General features: G+C 65.8%; 17 protein-coding genes. 12 read left to right on the top strand and 5 right to left on the bottom strand.

Annotation, left to right across the window (positions count from 1 at the left end; all coding sequences use genetic code 11):
* The first annotated feature begins 114 nt into the window (after nucleotides 1-114).
* The 10 genes from BRSPCE3_RS08510 (at nucleotide 115) to BRSPCE3_RS08465 (ending at nucleotide 8,136) form a co-directional block, all read left to right on the top strand.
* The gene (locus BRSPCE3_RS08510; protein WP_244065345.1) at nucleotides 115-1,521 is read left to right on the top strand and encodes a sensor histidine kinase; all 1,407 of its coding nucleotides are present in this window, start codon (nucleotides 115-117) and stop codon (nucleotides 1,519-1,521) included.
* Nucleotides 1,518-2,180 carry a response regulator transcription factor gene (locus tag BRSPCE3_RS08505; protein WP_244065344.1) on the top strand — a complete coding sequence of 221 codons (663 nt, stop codon included), beginning with the start codon at nucleotides 1,518-1,520 and terminating at the stop codon, nucleotides 2,178-2,180. The genes BRSPCE3_RS08510 and BRSPCE3_RS08505 overlap by 4 nt, the downstream gene beginning before the upstream one ends.
* Nucleotides 2,181-2,406: 226 nt before the next feature.
* On the top strand, nucleotides 2,407-3,108 hold the full coding sequence (locus BRSPCE3_RS08500; RefSeq protein WP_244065343.1) for a Crp/Fnr family transcriptional regulator: 702 nt from the start codon (nucleotides 2,407-2,409) through the stop codon (nucleotides 3,106-3,108).
* Nucleotides 3,109-3,119: 11 nt separating this feature from the next.
* A complete protein-coding gene (locus tag BRSPCE3_RS08495; RefSeq protein WP_244065342.1) occupies nucleotides 3,120-3,350 on the top strand; it encodes a DUF6894 family protein in 231 nt (76 codons plus the stop codon).
* A 404-nt stretch (nucleotides 3,351-3,754) separates the two neighbouring features.
* Entirely contained in the window at nucleotides 3,755-3,907 is a 153-nt protein-coding gene (locus BRSPCE3_RS08490) for a hypothetical protein (RefSeq protein ID WP_244065341.1), read from the top strand.
* Between the two features lie 359 nt (nucleotides 3,908-4,266).
* Complete coding sequence (locus BRSPCE3_RS08485; protein WP_244065339.1) at nucleotides 4,267-4,899, top strand: HAD family phosphatase; 633 nt, start codon at nucleotides 4,267-4,269, stop codon at nucleotides 4,897-4,899.
* A 19-nt stretch (nucleotides 4,900-4,918) separates the two neighbouring features.
* Nucleotides 4,919-6,130 carry a gephyrin-like molybdotransferase Glp gene (gene glp, locus BRSPCE3_RS08480; protein ID WP_244065338.1) on the top strand — a complete coding sequence of 404 codons (1,212 nt, stop codon included), beginning with the start codon at nucleotides 4,919-4,921 and terminating at the stop codon, nucleotides 6,128-6,130.
* Nucleotides 6,131-6,374: 244 nt separating this feature from the next.
* Nucleotides 6,375-7,079, top strand: a complete 705-nt coding sequence (lexA, locus tag BRSPCE3_RS08475; RefSeq protein WP_244065337.1) for a transcriptional repressor LexA — start codon at nucleotides 6,375-6,377, stop codon at nucleotides 7,077-7,079.
* A gap of 239 nt (nucleotides 7,080-7,318) precedes the next feature.
* A complete protein-coding gene (locus BRSPCE3_RS08470) occupies nucleotides 7,319-7,747 on the top strand; it encodes a hypothetical protein (RefSeq protein WP_244065336.1) in 429 nt (142 codons plus the stop codon).
* Nucleotides 7,748-7,908: 161 nt separating this feature from the next.
* A complete protein-coding gene (locus BRSPCE3_RS08465; protein WP_244065335.1) occupies nucleotides 7,909-8,136 on the top strand; it encodes a hypothetical protein in 228 nt (75 codons plus the stop codon).
* 11 nt (nucleotides 8,137-8,147) lie between these two features.
* On the opposite strand, the gene BRSPCE3_RS08460 is transcribed toward BRSPCE3_RS08465, so the two are convergent.
* From BRSPCE3_RS08460 to BRSPCE3_RS08450, 3 genes are all read right to left on the bottom strand, one after another.
* On the bottom strand, nucleotides 8,148-10,433 hold the full coding sequence (locus tag BRSPCE3_RS08460; RefSeq protein WP_244065334.1) for a ComEC/Rec2 family competence protein: 2,286 nt from the start codon (nucleotides 10,431-10,433) through the stop codon (nucleotides 8,148-8,150).
* Nucleotides 10,434-10,560: 127 nt separating this feature from the next.
* Nucleotides 10,561-10,947, bottom strand: coding sequence for a nuclear transport factor 2 family protein (locus tag BRSPCE3_RS08455; protein WP_244065333.1), 387 nt, complete (start codon nucleotides 10,945-10,947; stop codon nucleotides 10,561-10,563).
* Nucleotides 10,948-11,029: 82 nt separating this feature from the next.
* A complete protein-coding gene (locus BRSPCE3_RS08450) occupies nucleotides 11,030-13,348 on the bottom strand; it encodes a glutamine--tRNA ligase/YqeY domain fusion protein (RefSeq protein WP_283843093.1) in 2,319 nt (772 codons plus the stop codon).
* A gap of 192 nt (nucleotides 13,349-13,540) precedes the next feature.
* Here BRSPCE3_RS08450 and gltX point away from each other — a divergent pair, with 192 nt between their 5' ends.
* Together gltX and gltA are read left to right on the top strand one after the other, a co-directional pair.
* Nucleotides 13,541-14,962: a glutamate--tRNA ligase gene (gltX, locus tag BRSPCE3_RS08445; RefSeq protein WP_244065332.1), complete on the top strand. Its 1,422-nt coding sequence runs from the start codon at nucleotides 13,541-13,543 to the stop codon at nucleotides 14,960-14,962.
* Nucleotides 14,963-15,122: 160 nt separating this feature from the next.
* On the top strand, nucleotides 15,123-16,424 hold the full coding sequence (gene gltA / locus BRSPCE3_RS08440; RefSeq protein WP_244065331.1) for a citrate synthase: 1,302 nt from the start codon (nucleotides 15,123-15,125) through the stop codon (nucleotides 16,422-16,424).
* A gap of 33 nt (nucleotides 16,425-16,457) precedes the next feature.
* Here gltA and BRSPCE3_RS08435 read toward each other — a convergent pair whose 3' ends face one another.
* A complete protein-coding gene (locus tag BRSPCE3_RS08435) occupies nucleotides 16,458-16,793 on the bottom strand; it encodes a helix-turn-helix transcriptional regulator (protein ID WP_244065329.1) in 336 nt (111 codons plus the stop codon).
* A 5-nt stretch (nucleotides 16,794-16,798) separates the two neighbouring features.
* On the bottom strand, nucleotides 16,799-17,458 hold the full coding sequence (locus BRSPCE3_RS08430; protein WP_244065328.1) for an SRPBCC family protein: 660 nt from the start codon (nucleotides 17,456-17,458) through the stop codon (nucleotides 16,799-16,801).
* Nucleotides 17,459-17,502: the final 44 nt, after the last annotated feature.

The raw sequence follows: 17,502 nt of genomic DNA, 5'->3' as shown, positions 1-17,502 counted from the left end.
GGTCCGCGCTCATGGCGGCGCTTCTCGACACTCGCATTCTGCCGTTTAATGGGCATGACGGCCCTGCCCGCCGGCGGGCGCCATGGCCCGTCTGCGACCTCTGAGGATACACCGATGCGGAATTGGTCCGGAAGCGATCTGAAACTGCGGCTGACGTTGCGCGTGGCCGTCGTGTCGATGCTCTGCTTTGCAGCGATCTCCGGCTACTTCCTGGTCGATGCCGATCGCTCGGTGCGCGCGAGGATCACAGCCGTTGCCGATGTCACTGCCAGGACGCTGGAGCTGCAGCAGAGCAAGACCCAGTGGCTGAACAATGCGCGCTCCGACTTCCCCAATCTCGACGGCGTCGCCGCCTCGGTAATGGCGCCGGGGCTGTGCCTCGCTTTTCGCAACACAGGCGGTGAGATCAGCCAGCGGTTCTGCGGCGGTGCGCAGACCGATATGGCCACCCCGCCACTGGCCTTTACTGCGCTGTATCGCCGCCTGTTCGATCCCGGCCGCGAGGCCGTCCGCCCGGTGGTCTCGCGCGGCCAGGCGATCGGCGAGGCCGTGGTCTGGGTCGATCCGGCCGTGCTGACGGCCGAGGCCTGGCACGATGCCGGCCGGCTGATGACGGTGCTGATGCTGGCGCTGCCGCTGCTTTGCGCCCTGGTCTATGCCGCGCTGTCGCGCGCGCTGCGTCCGACGCTGTTGATCCGCGACGGGCTGGCGCGGATCGCCACAGGCGACCTCGCCGCGCGCCTGCCGCCGTTCGATCTCGCCGAACTGTCGGCGATCGGCGATGTCTTCAATCAGCTCGCCGAGCGCCTCGCCGCCGCGCTCGGCGACCGCAACGCGCTGACGCAAAAGCTGATCCTGGTGCAGGACGAGGAGCGCCGGCATCTTGCACGCGAGTTGCATGACGAATTCGGGCAGTCGCTGGCCGCCATCCGTGCGCTCGCCGCCTCGGCACGCCTGACCGCGGCGCAGGATTGTCCACCCCTGCTCGCCGAATGCGACGGCATCGCGCGCACCGCGACCGACATGATGGAGACGCTGCGCGGCGCCCTGTTCCGGTTGCGTCCGCCCGACGTCGACGAGCTCGGACTTGCGGCCAGCCTGGAGGGTCTGATCGCCGGCTGGAACAGCCGCAGCCGGGGACGTCAGCGGTTCGAGATCACCGTTGCGGGATCGTTCGAGCGCATCCCCGCCTCGACCGCCGCCAATCTCTATCGCATCGTGCAGGAGGCGCTCACCAACGCCGCCAAGCACGCCGGCGCCACGCGGGTCACACTACGGCTCGAGATGCGCGAGCCGGCTTTGGCCGGCGACGGCGAAATCGTGCTTGCGATCGACGATGATGGCAAGCCCGGCGATCCACCGGCCAAGTCCGGCATGGGCCTGCTCGGGATGCGCGAGCGGGTCGCAGCACTGGGCGGGCGGCTGAGCTTCGCGGCCAGGCAGTCCGGTGGCTCGTCGCTGCGCGTCAGCGTTCCCGTCGCGGCCGGCCTGGAGGCCGCACCCAGGGATCGCGCGGCATGAGCGCGACGGCACGCACCATCCTCCTGGTCGACGACCACGCCGTCGTTCGGGAGGGCTACCGGGCGATGCTGCAAAAGCAGCCGGGCCTCTCCGTCGTCGCCGAAGCCTCCGACGGCGTCGAGGCCTACCGTCTCTACAAGGAGACCACGCCCGACCTCGTGATCATGGACCTGTCGATGCCCGGCATCGGCGGCATCGAGGCGATCCGGCGGCTCAGGCAGTGGGACAAGCGCGCCAAGATCCTGGTGTTCACCATGCACCAGAACGCGGCCTTTGCCGTGCAGGCGATCCGCGCCGGCGCCAGCGGCTATGTCACCAAGACCAGCCCGCCGGAGACGCTGGTGCATGCCGTGATGGAGGCGCTGTCGGGCAAGATCGCGATCAGCCCGGATATCGACCACGAGCTCGCGCTCAGCCACCTCGCCGGCGAGAGCGCCGCCGCCGATCTGCTGACCGCACGGGAGTTCGAGGTGCTGCGCATGTTGCTCGCGGAGAAGACCACCGACGAGATCGCCGTGACGCTGCACCTCAGCCCCAAGACGGTCGCCAACCTGCACTCCATGATCAAGGACAAGCTCGGCGTCGGCACCGACATCGAGCTGGTCCGCCTCGCGCTGCGCCAGGGCATCCTGACGCAGATCGATCTCGGCGAACGGTGAGCTCGCGGCCCGTCGGGCCGTATGTTCAAGAGACCGTGCGATCAGCGGCAAAGCGCATTCCGATCTGGAACACGGGTCCCGTTCCATCCGTTGCCCTTCGTCGCCGGCAATGACCGCTGGGCGTCGGTTGCGCTCGTAGCGTCCCGAAGCAGCAGGACCACGCCTGATCGTCCTGGCTCCGATGACAGGGAACGGGATGATGGCTGGAACTCTATCGGAAGCGCTGGTGCGCAAGATCAGTGTCTCCAACAGGCTCGATCGCGCTGATATCGAAACGCTGCAGACACTCCCGATTCAGAGGCGCGAGTTCCGGGCGCGCGAGATCATCGTGCATGACGGACAGAGAGCAACCCAATGCTGCCTGGTGGCGGAGGGCTTCGTGTTCCGGTCCAAGTCGACGCCCGATGGGCAGCGACAAATCCTGTCGCTGCATATTCCAGGGGAGATTCCGGATCTTCAAAGCCTCCACCTCGGAATCATGGACCACGACCTCGTCGCACTCACATCCTGCACGCTGGGCCTCATCCCGCACGAGGCCTTGAAGCGGATGAACGCGGTGTTCCCGAACATCGCCGCCGCGCTTTGGCGGGAGACGCTGATCGACGCATCCATCTTCAGGGAATGGATCCTCAATGTCGGCCGCCGGACCGGCGTTCAGCGCATGGCTCATCTGTTGTCGGAAATGCGCCGCCGGCTGGAGGCGGTCGGCCGGACGTCGGGCGAAACCTTCAGGCTGCCGATCACGCAGGCCGAACTCGGCGATTGCCTGGCGCTGTCGACCGTGCACGTCAACCGGGTGCTGCAGGAACTTCGTGGCGACGGACTGATCGAAATCGACCGCGCGGCGTTCAATCTGCTCGATCGGGCGGGGCTGGAAGAGCGCGGCCAATTCGACCCGCACTATCTCCATCTCACCCCCTCTGCGTAATGAGATCGGCTATGGCACAGTTCTTTTTTGATCTTCAAGAAGACGGCAGCGTCCTCCTGGATCGCGAAGGCGTCGACCTGGCCGACGCGCAGCAGGCCGAGCTCAAGGCCTGGCAAACCGCGTGTGACATCGCGAAGGACAACGCCGGCCAACGCTCGAGATCCATCAAGATTCTGGTGCGCGATCAGCATGCCGAGATCCTGGCGGTCGAGCTCAACGCAACGGTGTTAGCGAAGCGCTAGCCCCCACCAGCGACTCACGGCGGCTTCATTCCTTCGCGAGAACCGCGGTTGCTGCCCTCTCCCTGATCCGTCGCGCAAAGAGAGGCCCCAGCGAGGGGGTACACGCTGAGGCCAAAGCAACTTGGTCACGTCATCCTAGACCTCGTCGCCGATGCTTTCCTCTGGCCGTTCGGGGTACCGGAGTCGTACGGGGTCGAAGGCGCGAACCTTATTCGTCCGTCGTCCGTATCCGTACAGGTCAGGATTTTGCCATCCCTCCTGGGGCTAGAACCAACGCCGCCCGCCATATTTCAATGCGGGCGGCGTTGCGCATTTCTGGCCTGGAACAGGACGAGGCCGGCGTGCCCGCGCGGCCTGACGCGCGCGCAAGTTCCCCGGACAGGAACCGGAACGGACACCAACCAATGTTAGTTGGACAGTATGATTTTGGAGGATGGAGCGTCATCATTGTGACCCGGAAAACCTTGCAGGCGCGTTCAGAGCAGGCGCTCGTCGTCATCATTCTCAGCACCGGCGCGCTGATCGCTTACCTCGGCCTGGCGCTTTCCAGACTGTGAGTGAAGTACGCAATGACGATGCGCCTTATTTCCTGAGCACCATCTTCATCTTTCCTGAGCACCATCTTCATCGTCGTCCTGGCGGTTTTGCGACGAACGCGAAGCTGCATCCCCAACCACAACTGTCATCGCCCGGCTTGACCGGGCTATCCAGTACGCCGCGGCCTCTCGGCCCAAGCATAGCCGTCTCTGGAATACTGGATCGCCCGGTCAATGCCGGACGATGACACCAGGATGGGGTGGCGAAAGCCGGGTCGACGATGAGAAGATCACCGGCCGCCAGCACCGTGGTCGCATGCCTGCCGCACAAATCGAGGACATTGCCGCCTGCCCGCAATTCTCGTACACGGTTTCACGCAATGACCTCGCAACTCTCTCCCGATTCCGTCGACGTGTTGCTGTTCGATATCGGCCGCGTCGTGCTCGACATCGACCTCGACAAGGTGATGGCGCACTGGGCGCAGCATGCCGGCTGCGCGCCGGCCGAGCTCGCCACGCGCTTTGTCGTCGACGACAGCTACAAGCATCACGAGATCGGACGGATCGACGACGCGGCGTTCTTCGCTAATTTGCGCCGAACGCTCGGCATCGACATCACGGACGCGCAATTCCTCGAGGGCTGGAATGCGATCTTCACCGGCGCGATGCCTGATATCGCCCCCCTGCTCGCGGCCGCCGCGGAGCGGATGCCGCTCTATGCCTTCTCCAACACCAATCCCGCCCATGTCGCGCATTTCTCGGTGGTCCATGCCGAGCTGCTCAGCCATTTCCGTAACGTTTTCCTGTCCTCGACCATCGGGCATCGCAAACCCGACGCCGAGGCCTACGATCATGTGGTACAAGCCATCGGCGTGCCGGCGTCTCGGATCCTGTTCTTCGACGATTTGGCCGCCAATGTCGAAGGTGCGCGGGCGCGCGGCCTTCATGCCGTCCACGTGACATCGATGGATGACGTGGCGAGGGCTCTGACTGCACTTGGTATTGAACATTAGGAATTGAGGAGCTCCGAGCGTGGCCCTGATGCCGGTTGCCGATGCCCTGTCCGCCGTCCTCGCCGGCGCCGAACCGCTGCCGGAGGAGATGGTCGCGCTCGATGCCGCCTACCACCGCACCCTGGCGCGCGACCTCGCCGCGCGGCGCACCCAGCCGCCGCAGCCGATGTCGGCGATGGACGGTTATGCCGTGCGCGCTGCCGACGCGGCTGACCTCTCGGCCCGCCTCAGGGTGATCGGCGAAGTCGCGGCCGGCCGGCCGTTCGAGCGGACGGTCGGCGCCGGCGAAGCGGTGCGGATCTTCACCGGTGGTGTGATCCCCGATGGCGCCGACGCCGTCATCATCCAGGAAGACACCGCGGTCGACGGCGACCACATCACGATCACGGAAGCCGCCACCGCCGGGCGGCACATCCGCCCGGCCGGGGTCGATTTCCGCGAGGGCGACGTGCTGCTCGAGGCCGGCAGCCGCCTCTCCGACCGCGCGCTGTCGCTGGCCGCCGCCATGAACCACCCGGAGCTCGCGGTGCGCCGCCGTCCCAAGGTCGCGGTGCTGGCGACCGGCGACGAGCTGGTGATGCCGGGATCAAAGCCCGGCCCCGGCCAGATCGTCTATTCCAACGGCTATGCGCTGCGGGCGCTGGCGCGCGCCGAAGGCGCCGAGACCGTCGATCTCGGGATTGCCGCCGACACGGTGGAGTCCACCACCGCCGGCATCCGCCGGGCACGGGAAACCGGCGCCGACATCCTGATCACGACCGGCGGCGCCTCGGTCGGCGACCACGATCTGGTCAAGCAGTCGCTGGAGGCCGAGGGTGTCGAGATGGCGTTCTGGCGGATCGCGATGCGGCCCGGCAAGCCGATGATGCACGGCCGATTAGGGGCGATGCGGGTGATCGGCCTGCCCGGCAATCCGGTGTCGTCCTATGTCTGCGCCTTCCTGTTTCTGGTGCCGTTGATTCGGGCGCTGAGCGGCCGAAAAGTGATTCATCATCGCCGCGCGAGCGCCCTGCTCGGCCGCGACCTCGCCGCCAACGACCAGCGCGAGGACTATCTGCGTGCGCGTCTCGAGACGCGCGAAGACGGCTCGCTGATCGCAACGCCCGTGATGCAGCAGGACTCGTCGCTGCTCGGGAATCTCGCTGCGGCACGGGCACTTCTCGTGCGTCCGCCGTTTGCGCCCGCCGCCGCCAAGGGCAGCGAATGCGAGATCCTGACACTGCCTGAGTGAGGCTTTCGCAGCCCGTCGATCGCGCGTTGCAGAACGCGTTCACCGGAAATTAAGTGGTTGCGGAACACATATCGAACATATAGTGTCCGTTCATGATTTGTTTCGAGTACTGGTGTCTACAAACGGGAGACCATTCAGGGGGCGCTTGCAAACAGCACGGCGCTTCGGAGGTCAGGCCCCGCCTGCAGGCCCACCTGAAGAGTCTCGGAATCGAACGACGCTATCAACCGGGGGAATACTCGAGATGCTCACGCGCAAACAGTACGAACTTCTGCGTTTCATCAATGAACGTCTGAAGGAGGCCGGCGTCCCGCCCTCATTCGACGAGATGAAGGATGCGCTCGACCTGCGCTCGAAGTCCGGTATCCACCGCCTGATCACTGCCCTGGAGGAGCGCGGCTTCATCCGCCGCCTGCCCAACCGCGCCCGCGCCATCGAGGTCATCAAGCTGCCCGAACTGTCGGCCGGTGGCGGCGGCGGCCGCCGCGGCTTCACCCCGAGCGTCATCGAAGGCACCCTCGGCAAGCGCACCAGCACGCCGCCGATCGCCGAGGACGACGGCAACCGTCCGGTCGCGGTCCCGGTGATGGGCCGGATCGCCGCCGGTACGCCGATCGAGGCGCTGCAGACCCGCAGCCACACCATCAGCGTACCGCCGGACATGCTCGGCGCCGGCGAGCATTATGCGCTCGAAGTGCGCGGTGACTCGATGGTCGATGCCGGCATCCTCGACGGCGACATGGCGCTGATCCAGCGCAACGACGTCGCCAACACCGGCGACATCGTGGTGGCGCTGATCGACGAGGAGGAAGCCACCCTGAAGCGCTTCCGCCGCCGCGGTGCATCGATCGCGCTGGAGCCGGCCAACACCGCCTATGAAGTGCGCATCCTGCCGCCGAACCGGGTCCGCATCCAGGGCAAGCTGATCGGCCTTTATCGCAAATACTAATGGCGGCAAGGAACGAGCGACACATCGGATCGTTCCTTGACTGATAGCGTAACGTACGGCCCGCCCGATGCGCTCCGATACCTCTCGCGCAGCGTCGCGTGTTTGTGATTGAGGCAATCGCGGGCCAGTCGTACAATCGCCTAGAAACGAGCAGACGCTCGTTCGCTATCGTCCACTCTGGTAGAGGCCCTATGCCTCAAAGAGAGGCACGGGTCGCTACCTCAATGAGGAGCCATCCGATGTGTGACTATAGTCTGCACGCCGTGGCATCGCGCCCCGCCATTGTCGGAGAGACGCTGATCACCACGACTTTCCGCGGCACGTCGACCCGCGGCTTTGCTTCGGAGAACGATCCCACTGTCGCGGTTTGCATGCTGCCGGGCACCGAGCTCGCTTTCGCCGAGAACGTTCGCTACGACAGCCGCTGGATCTGGACCAAGACGCTGAACTATCGCGTCGGCGTGTTCAACGAAGTCGAGCCGGACGTGCCGGATCGGCATCATGACGCGGTCGAATTTCCCGACGGCAACCATGTGCTGGTGACCCAGCTGGTCGAGGGACAGCGCGTCAGCGTGCTGCAATTGCCTGCGCTGCACCCGCCGGTCGTGCAGAAGCCCAAGGTCGTCGAGCGGCGGCCGTCCGCATTCGCATCGCTGTTTTTGGGTTGAACGCATCGTCGCCGCGGAATGAGCCATCCGTCGGCGAGTGACCTAAGCCATTTCGAGCGACCCCGGACGTCCGCTTCCGGGGCGCATAGGGAGATTTGCGTCGGCGGCCACCTTGGCGCATCATCGGGCACGGAGGACGTGCACTCACGGAAACCTGCTCAGTGGTCGACAAGGTCACATGGCAAAAGGCTGGACGCGTCACGGAGCCGGGCCGCTACATGTTCCGGTTCGGCTGGCTGACCGTAACGGCTGACGATCTGAAGGTCTGGGAGCAATTCCCCGAGGCTTCCTTCACGCTGGTCAAGAAGCCCGACGCCGGCCCCGACTCCGACGAATACCATCTCGGCCTGTTCGAATTGCCGGCCGGTCACCCGCCCGACAACGGCTAATCCTCAAGCGGCTAATCCTCTCCCTGCAGATCGCTCTCGGCCGGCGTCGCGTCGGCGGCTGGCCGCGGCGCTGTGGCGGGCGCGCGCAGCATGGTCTCGCCCTCGCCGTCGCCGGGAACCGCCGGCGACCAAGGCCGGTCGATCCCGCCCGGCTTGACCGCCTCGACGGCGTAGCCGTCCCTGACCCGCCGCAGCACCAGCGCACCGTGGCGCCGCAGCCGCTCGGCATCGATCACCGAGGCCCCGCAGCCCTGCGGCGCCGACCGGGCCGTCACGATCAGCGCCGCGCGCTCGCAATCATCCGCCAGCGCGTCGGGCCGGCTCGCCAGCGCGACGAAGGCCCCGCCGGGCCCCTGGGTCACGCAGCCGCCGGCATCGCAGGAGACACCCTCGCCGAGCGACGCATCGGTCGCGGTCCGCGCATCGGCGTCGGCCGCCAGCCACTCTTTGACAAGGAACGCGTCCTTGGCGCTGTGCATCAGATGCAGCCGCCCGTCGCCGCCGCGCACCGCGACGTTGCGGCCATCGGCGGAGACCAGCATGTCCGGCTGCGGCACCCGCATTGCCCACACCGAGGCCACCACCAGCAGCGCCGCACCCGACCAGCGCAGCGGCGTGCGTAGCAGCCCGAGCAGGACGAGGCCGGCGCTGGCTACGATCAGCGGCCCGATCCCGAATGCCGCCATCCGGCCGACCGCGCCGGGTAGCGCCGCGACCCATTGCGTCACCAGGATCATCCAGTCGATGCCGAACCCCATGATCGCCCAGAACACGCCGTCGAAGCCGAACGGCATGGCGACGAGCCCGAGCAGGCCGGCCGGCATCACGACCGCCGACACCACCGGCATCGCCGCGAGGTTCGCGAGCAGCCCATAGGGCGTCACGCGGTGGAAGTGGAACGCGGCGTAGGGCGTGGTTGCGAGCCCCGCGACCAGCGAGGCCAGCATTAGCATCGTGAGCTCACGCCCGCCCCACAGCGCGATCCGCGCGGTCGCCGAATGGTCGGGCGACGCCAAGAGGTTCGGCAGCCCGATCTGCACCAGCGCGACCAGCCCGAGCGTCGCGGCAAACGACATCTGGAAGCTCGGATGCACCAGCGCCTCAGGCGCGATCGCAAGCACGATCAGCGCCGCCACCGCCAGCGTGCGGAAGGTGATCGCGCGGCGATCGACGATCACGGCGATCAGCACCACGGCAGTCATGAAGAACGACCGCTGGGTCGCGACCTCGGCTCCCGACAGCAGCAGGTAGAACGCCGCCGCGACCAGCGCGGCCGCCGCCGCCCATTTCTTGATCGGGTGTCCGGCCGTCAGCGCCGGAAACAGCGCCAGCAGCGCGCGGATCGTGAAGAACACGACGCCGGCGACCACGGCCATGTGGTAGCCGGAGATCGACAGCACATGGCCGAGCCCGGAGATGAACATCGCATCGTTGACCGGCGTCGTGATCGCATCGCGCCGCCCGGTGAGCAACGCCGTTGCGATCGCGCGCTGATCGCCATCGAGCGTGGTGCGGATGCGCGCGTCGATGGCGTCGCGCAGGCCCTGCATGAAGGCGGCATAGCGCAGCGCCAGGCCGCCGGTCGCCGGCGGCTCCTTTGTCCTGACCGCGCCCATCACGAAGCCGGAGGCGCCGATGCCCTGGAAATACAGGTCGCGGCCGAAATCATAGGAGCCCGGACGCTGCGGCCCGAGCGGCGGCATCAGCCGCGCCTTCAATTCGACGAAGCTGCCGACGTCGGGCGCGGTGCCCTTCTTCACCGAGAGCCTGACGCGCTCGAGCTTCGGCACCTCGCGCTGGCTCTCCATCGACACGACGCGCAGCACGAAGCGATCGGTCTTCTCCCTGATGTCGCGCGTCTCGACGAAGCCGGTCAGCGCCACGGAATAGATCGGCCGCGCCAGCACGCCATGGGCGATCCGCGCCGTCTTCCACGTCGCCGTCGCAAAGCCCGCGGCAACCGCGGCCAGCATCACGATGGCGGGAAATACACTGCGCCGCCGCAGCAGCAGCGCCAGCAGGCACAGCAAAATTGCGACCGCCGCCGCGACCGACAGCACCGGCTCGCGCTCGGCCGCAAAGTAGAACGCAATCCCAGTGCCGAACGCCACCGGCACCCACGGCAACAGCCGCCCGGCCCCCGCCTCGGCGCGCGCCCATTGCCGGAGTGTCTCGACAAGAGGTCGCCAGATACTGGCACGCGTCGGGACGTAGCCGCCGGCCGGCGCAGCCCCACGCGGCGGCCACGTCCCCGCGTAGCCGCGTCTGCCGCCCGGCGTCGTGCCCTGCTCCGCCATTCCGCTTGCGATCCCTGCCGGGCCGCAGGCTAGCGGATGCCGCAGTCACCCGACTAGCGGAACGGAACCGAAACACGCAACCGAAGGCTGTGAGCTGCGAGGATAAGCCGGACGCTGAGGCGCGCGGCTAGATCAGCGGCGTCTGTGACGAAACGTGATGGCAGGCGATCTTCCAGTCGCCGTCCTCGCGCGCGATCACCCAGGTGATCTTGACGGTAAGCGAGGGCGCATCGTCGTCGAGGAAGAAGGACGCGATCGCAGCCATGTTGACGAGATCGGCGTTCACCCGTTCGGTCCTGACGTCGCTGAACTGAACCCGCTGCGCGCGCCAGCGCGGCAGGCCATCAAAATAGGCCTTCACGCCGTCGCGGCCGCGATACAGCGTCGGGTTCGAGCCGAAGAAGAACGCGTGCCGCGAATAGAGCGCGGCAAGCGCATCGGCGTCGAGCTTGCTGAAACCCGCGGACCATCGCCCGATGATGGCGGAGGCGATATCGTCGGCTTCATCAGGCATCGATCGCCTCCCGGGGTTCCGCCGTGCGGAACGGCAATCCAAAAGACTTTATCGCCATGCGCAGCCAACTGCGCACGGCTCCCTAGTCGAATTGCGTTTTTGCGCGCTCTACGATTTCGGCCACCTTGTCCAGATATCTCTCGACGAGCACCCGGGCATCCGTTCTTTGGAATTGTGATGGGGCGCTCGGAAGTACCAATCCGGACCTGACATCCCAAGAATCCGGCAGGTCCACGTAAAACTTCTCCACCTTGCCATCGGCGAGTACCACTTCCCAGCCCGATCCGCCGGTCTCATCTCCCATAAAGAACGCCCTCGCGGTTGGCGGCCTATTCGGCAAGGTCGCGACCTTAGAAAGGTCAAGAGATCCAATCTTGACGTAGCCACCTGCATGCTGTTTTGCGGTCTTTTCGATCTCGGTGCGAAGGTTACTCATGTAGACCATAAGTTCGTCGGCCTTCAACTCTGCCGAAATCCGCGCGTACCAATCATCAAACCCAGCGACATGGTTCCTCATATTTTGCAGGGCGAATGTAACCATCCGACCGAATACGACCGCGTTGTATAAGCCCGCTCGCGCGCGCTCTGGCTCGTCCATATCTTTGAGACCCATGCGAGCAATTCTTAATCGCTCTTCCGCAGCGCGAATCGCGTCCACGACGCGCGCTGGATCACGGGAGATTGGCTCACCTCCCGTGGAGCTAACAGTCGCCTGACGCAATGTCCCCTTGCCGCCGACTTCCTTGGCGAAGGTGTCGCGCAGGCCGATGGTGCGGTTGAACACGAGCTTGTCCGGCGTCGAATCCGCGTCGCGCACGAAGTAGCCCTGCCGCTCGAACTGCATCACGTCGGGCGAATTGCTCTCTGCGATCGCAGGTTCGACCCGCGCATCGGTCAGCACTTCCAGCGACTGCGGGTTGAGGTCGTCGGCAAAGCTCGCCGCGTTCGGGCTCGGGTTGGCGAACAGCTGATTGTAGATGCGGATCTCCGCCGGCTTCGACTGCGCCGCCGGCAGCCAGTGCATCGTGGCCTTCACCTTGCGGCCGTCGGGCGCATTGCCGCCCTTGGTCAAGGGGTCGTAGGTCGCGCGCAGCTCGACGATTTCGCCGGCCTCGTTCTTCACCACGCCGGTGCACTTGATGAAGTAGGCATAGCGCAGCCGCACCTCATTGCCGGGCGAGAGGCGGAAGAACTTCTTCGGCGGGTTCTCCATGAAGTCGTCGCGCTCGATATAGAGCTCGCGGCCGAACGCGATCTTCCGCGTGCCGGCTTCCGGATTGTCGGGATGGTTGATCGCCTCGATCTCCTCGACCTGGCCTTCCGGATAATTCTCGATCACCACCTTGAGCGGCCGCAGCACCGCCATGCGGCGCAGCGACGTGCGGTTCAGCTCCTCGCGGATGCAGAATTCGAGCATGCCGACATCGACGACGCTGTTGGCCTTGGCGACGCCGATGCGCTTGATGAATTCGCGCACCGCGGCCGGCGGCACGCCGCGGCGCTTGAGGCCAGCAACGGTCGGCATCCGCGGATCGTCCCAGCCCGAGACGTGGCCGTCACGGACCAGCTGGGTCAGCACGCGCTTGGACAGCAGCGTGTAGGTCAGATTGAGCCGTGCCATTTCGTACTGACGCGGTTTCGAGGGCACCGGCAGCTTGTCGAGCAGCCACTCATAGAGCGGGCGGTGATCCTCGAACTCCAGCGTGCAGATCGAATGGGTGATGCCCTCGATCGCGTCCGACTGGCCGTGGGCGTAGTCGTAGCTCGGGTAGATCGACCATTTGTCGCCGGTGCGCGGATGGTGGGCGTGCAGGATGCGGTACAGCACGGGGTCGCGCAGGTTGATGTTGCCGGCCGCCATGTCGATCCTGGCGCGCAGCACCCGCGCGCCGTTCGGAAACTCGCCGGCCTTCATGCGGCGGAACAGGTCGAGATTCTCCTCGACCGAGCGGTCGCGGAACGGCGAGTTCTTTCCGGGCTCGGTCAGCGTGCCGCGGGAGGTGCGGATCTCTTCCTGCGACTGATCGTCGACATAGGCATAGCCGGCCTTGATCAGGCCCTCGGCCCAATCGTACAGGCGCTCGAAATAGTCCGACGCATAGAAGAGGTTCTTGCCCCAGTCGTAGCCGAGCCAATGGACGTCGGCCTGGATGGAGTCGATGTACTCCTGCTCCTCCTTGGTCGGATTGGTGTCGTCGAAGCGCAGATTGCACTGGCCGCCGAACTCCTGCGCGATGCCGAAGTTCAGGGCGATCGACTTGGCGTGCCCGATATGCAGGTAGCCGTTCGGCTCCGGCGGGAAGCGGGTCACGATCCGGTTGTGCCTGTGGGCGGAGAGATCGGCCTGGACGATGTCGCGGATGAAGTCGCGCCCTGCCTCTGCCGTCGTGTCAGTCGTCATCAAAGGGTTCCCTGGAGGATCAAGCTCAACCTTCTGCCAAATTCGCGCCGTCCGGCCAAGCCCGGTTTCAGAGCCGGGTTTCAAAGCCTTGCTTCGAGCCTGGTTTGGCCGGCAAAAGGTCAGCCGGGGCTTTAGTTATGTTCGGTTCCTGATATACACCAGCGCCCATTCCAGCATACGTCGCACGCGATCATGACCAATTCCGTCGTTACCCGTTTCGCCCCCTCTCCGACCGGCTTCCTCCATATCGGAGGCGCCCGCACCGCGCTGTTCAACTGGCTCTATGCCAGGAAGCTCGGCGGCAAGATGCTGCTCCGGATCGAGGACACCGACCGCGAACGCTCGACCAAGGAGGCGATCGACGCCATCCTGGATGGCCTGAAATGGCTCGAGCTCGATTGGGACGGCGACGTCATCTACCAGTTCAGCCGCGCCGCCCGCCATCGCGAGGTCGCCGAGGGCCTGCTCGCCGCCGGGCGCGCGTATTATTGCTACGCCACGCCTGAGGAGCTCACTGCGATGCGCGAGAAGGCGCGCGCCGAGGGCCGCACCCGCCTCTATGACGGCATGTGGCGCGACCGCGATCCGGCCACCGCGCCTGGCAACGTCAAGCCGACCATCCGCCTCAAGGCGCCGCAGACCGGCGAGACCGTGATCGAGGACCAGGTCCAGGGCCGCGTGGTCTGGCAGAACGAGAACCTCGACGACCTCGTCCTGCTGCGCGGCGACGGCACCCCGACCTACATGCTCGCGGTGGTGGTCGACGATCACGATATGGGCGTCACGCACATCATCCGCGGCGACGACCATTTGATCAACGCCGCGCGTCAGAAGCAGATCTACGACGCGTTGGAGTGGGAGCTGCCGAGCATGTCCCACATCCCGCTGATCCACGGTCCCGACGGCTCGAAACTGTCGAAGCGCCACGGCGCGCTCGGCGTCGATGCCTACCGCGCGCTGGGCTATCTGCCGGCGGCCTTGCGCAATTACCTGGTCCGGCTCGGCTGGAGCCATGGCGACCAGGAGATCTTCTCGACCCAGGAGATGATCGACGCGTTCGATCTCTCGGGCATCGGCCGCTCGGCGGCGCGGTTCGATTTCGCCAAGCTGGAGAACCTCAACGGTCACTACATCCGGCAGAGCGACGATCAATCCCTCGTGACCCAGTTCGAGAGTGTGCTGGATTATGTTCCCGACGGCGCCGCGCTGAAAGCCAAGCTCAACGACACCACCCGCGCGCAATTGCTGCGGGCGATGCCGAGCCTGAAAGAACGCGCCAAGACGCTGCTCGAGCTGATCTCGGGCGCCTACTTCATCTTCGCCGATCGGCCGCTCGAGCTCGATCCGAAAGCTGTGGCGCTGCTCACGCCGGAGACGCGTGCGTTGATCGGCCGGCTGCGCACCGCGCTGGAAGCCGTCAACGACTGGACGGCGGAGACCACCGAGACCGCCATGCGGAATTTCGCCGAACAGAACAATCTGAAACTCGGCGCCGTCGCCCAGCCGCTGCGGGTGGCGCTGACCGGACGTACAACGTCGCCGGGCATATTCGACGTGCTGGCCGTATTGGGACGCCAGGAGTGCCTGGCCCGTCTCGCCGATCAGGCGGTGTGATCCTGCATGGACCCCCTCCAGGGTCCATCTTGCAGCGCACATGGCAATGAGCTACCCAATCCCCGACGCTTTCTCCACAAGCCGTTCCGCCCCGCCATGGGCCGCAAATTAGCGACTAGGCAAGGTCGGTTTTCGCAACGATTTCATCGGGGATATCACGATGGACGCAAAATCCAGCAAGACAGCCACACTCACCATCGGCAACAAGAACTACGATTTCCCGATCCTGAGCGGCACGGTTGGGCCTGATGTCATCGACATCGCCAAGCTCTACGGCCAGGCCGGGGTGTTCACCTACGACCCCGGCTTCACCTCGACCGGCAGCTGCCAGTCGAAGATCACCTATATCGACGGCGATGCCGGCGTTCTCGAATACCGCGGCTATCCGATCGAGCAGCTCGCCGAGCACGGCGACTTCCTCGAGACCTGCTACCTCCTTCTCCGCGGCGAGCTTCCGTCCGCGGCGCAGAAGAAGGAGTTCGACTACATGGTCACGCACCACACCATGGTGCATGAGCAGATGGCCCGCTTCTTCCAGGGCTTCCGCCGCGACGCCCATCCGATGGCGATCATGGTCGCGGCCGTCGGCGCGCTTGCCGCGTTCTATCACGACTCCACCGACATCAACGATGCGAAGCAGCGGGAGATCGCTTCGATCCGCATGATTGCGAAGATCCCGACCTTGGCGGCGATGGCCTACAAGTACACGGTCGGCCAGCCCTTCGTTTACCCGAAGAACTCGCTCTCGTTCGCCGAGAACTTCCTCAACATGTGCTTCGCGGTGCCTTGCGAGGACTACAAGATCAATCCGGTGCTCGCCGACGCGCTCGACAAGATCTTCATCCTGCACGCCGACCACGAGCAGAATGCCTCGACCTCGACGGTGCGTATCGCCGGTTCATCGGGCGCCAACCCGTTCGCCTGCATCGCGGCCGGCATCGCCTGCCTGTGGGGCCCGGCGCATGGTGGCGCCAACGAGGCCGCACTGGCGATGCTCGCTGACATCGGCACGGTCGACAAGATCCCCGACTTCATTGCCAGGGTGAAGGACAAGAACAGCGAAGTCCGCCTGATGGGCTTCGGTCACCGCGTCTACAAGAACTACGATCCGCGCGCCAAGATCATGCAGAAGATGTGTCACGCGGTGCTGAAGGAGACCGGCCACGGCGACGATCCGATGCTCAAGGTCGCGCTGGAGCTCGAGAAGATCGCGCTCAGCGACCCCTACTTCATCGATCGCAAGCTGTACCCGAACGTCGACTTCTATTCGGGCATCACGCTGAAGGCGATGGGCTTCCCGACCTCGATGTTCACCGTGCTGTTCGCGGTCGCCCGCACCGTCGGCTGGATCAGCCAGTGGAGCGAGATGATCGAGGATCCGCAGCAGAAGATCGGCCGTCCGCGCCAGCTCTACACCGGCGTCGCGCGCCGCGACTACATGGCGATCGACAAGCGCAAGTAAGCTGCGCTTCTCGCGCAATCAGGAACGGCGCCATCAGGTCTGATGGCGCCGTTTTCGTTTGCCGCGGGCGACTTCGGTCGCGAGCGCGTCCAGCCGCGGCAGCCAGAACGCCCTGAAGCGGTCGAGCCAGTCGTCGACCTCGCGCAGCCGCGCCGGCTCCACGGCATAGATGCGGCGGGTGCCGTCGGCGCGCACCGATGCGAAGCCGGCATCCCGCAAGATCCGCAGCTGCTGCGAGACGGCCGACTGGGTGATGCCGAATTCCCGCTGCACGACGGTGACGACGTCGCCCGAGCTGTGCTCGCCGGTCGCCAGCAGCTCCAGGATGCGGCGGCGCACGGGATCGCCGAGGATGTCGAAGGCGTGCAAGGTCGCTAGCCTCCGCTGCCCGGCTCCGGCTCGCCGCAATAGGCTGCCGTGGTATTTGCCGCCGACCTCCGCGCCGCGGCCTCCTCGGTGCCCGCCGCGATCGAGGCCTTGCACCAGCCCTCGCTGGCCCGGCGGATGAAGTCCTTGCCGTCGCCGGTGGCCGGCCACGCAGCCGCGGCGGCGCGGTCGAAGGCCTCGCCGGGCGCCATGGCCAGATAGAGCGCGAGCCCGAGCAGCGCGAGGTCCCAGCCGACGCCGACCGCGCCGGGTCCGTAGCGATCCCAGAACTCGCCCTCGATCAGCGAGAGATGTTCCAGTTCCAGGCGCGTGGCGTCAGAGCCATTCTCGGCCAGCGTCACGGTGACCCAGCTGACCGTGCCCATCGACTCCCAGGTCACGGCAAGCCGGCGCGGCGGCTCACAGGTCGTGATTTCGCCGCCCGCCTGGCCCTGAAACTGGTATCGGCCGCCCAGCGTCAGGTCGCCGGAGATCGGCAGGAACCAGCGCGGAATGCGCTCCGGACTGGTCAGCGCGTCCCAGAGATCGTCGATGTCGGTGTCGTAGCTGCGGGTCGCGATCACCGCCCGCGCCGGTCTGCCGTCGCGTTCCCGGACCGCGACCTCGCGAACCACGGCTCCGACATAGGCAACTGGATCGATCCTCATGACGACGCTCCGCTTCAATATTAGCTATTGCTAATATTAGCGTA

Source organism: Bradyrhizobium sp. Ce-3, from assembly GCF_022835695.1.
Lineage (GTDB): Bacteria > Pseudomonadota > Alphaproteobacteria > Rhizobiales > Xanthobacteraceae > Bradyrhizobium.
This window is presented reverse-complemented; position numbering and strand designations above follow the sequence as displayed.

Coding starts and splice junctions, on each gene's coding strand:
- BRSPCE3_RS08455 (WP_244065333.1), bottom strand. CDS start 10,947: ATGCCTGATGAAGCCGACGATATCGCCTCCGCCATCATCGGGCGATGG.
- BRSPCE3_RS08490 (WP_244065341.1), top strand. CDS start 3,755: ATGTTAGTTGGACAGTATGATTTTGGAGGATGGAGCGTCATCATTGTG.
- lexA (WP_244065337.1), top strand. CDS start 6,375: ATGCTCACGCGCAAACAGTACGAACTTCTGCGTTTCATCAATGAACGT.
- gltA (WP_244065331.1), top strand. CDS start 15,123: ATGGACGCAAAATCCAGCAAGACAGCCACACTCACCATCGGCAACAAG.
- BRSPCE3_RS08470 (WP_244065336.1), top strand. CDS start 7,319: ATGTGTGACTATAGTCTGCACGCCGTGGCATCGCGCCCCGCCATTGTC.
- BRSPCE3_RS08460 (WP_244065334.1), bottom strand. CDS start 10,433: ATGGCGGAGCAGGGCACGACGCCGGGCGGCAGACGCGGCTACGCGGGG.
- BRSPCE3_RS08510 (WP_244065345.1), top strand. CDS start 115: ATGCGGAATTGGTCCGGAAGCGATCTGAAACTGCGGCTGACGTTGCGC.
- BRSPCE3_RS08505 (WP_244065344.1), top strand. CDS start 1,518: ATGAGCGCGACGGCACGCACCATCCTCCTGGTCGACGACCACGCCGTC.
- BRSPCE3_RS08495 (WP_244065342.1), top strand. CDS start 3,120: ATGGCACAGTTCTTTTTTGATCTTCAAGAAGACGGCAGCGTCCTCCTG.
- BRSPCE3_RS08430 (WP_244065328.1), bottom strand. CDS start 17,458: ATGAGGATCGATCCAGTTGCCTATGTCGGAGCCGTGGTTCGCGAGGTC.
- gltX (WP_244065332.1), top strand. CDS start 13,541: ATGACCAATTCCGTCGTTACCCGTTTCGCCCCCTCTCCGACCGGCTTC.
- BRSPCE3_RS08450 (WP_283843093.1), bottom strand. CDS start 13,348: ATGACGACTGACACGACGGCAGAGGCAGGGCGCGACTTCATCCGCGAC.
- BRSPCE3_RS08485 (WP_244065339.1), top strand. CDS start 4,267: ATGACCTCGCAACTCTCTCCCGATTCCGTCGACGTGTTGCTGTTCGAT.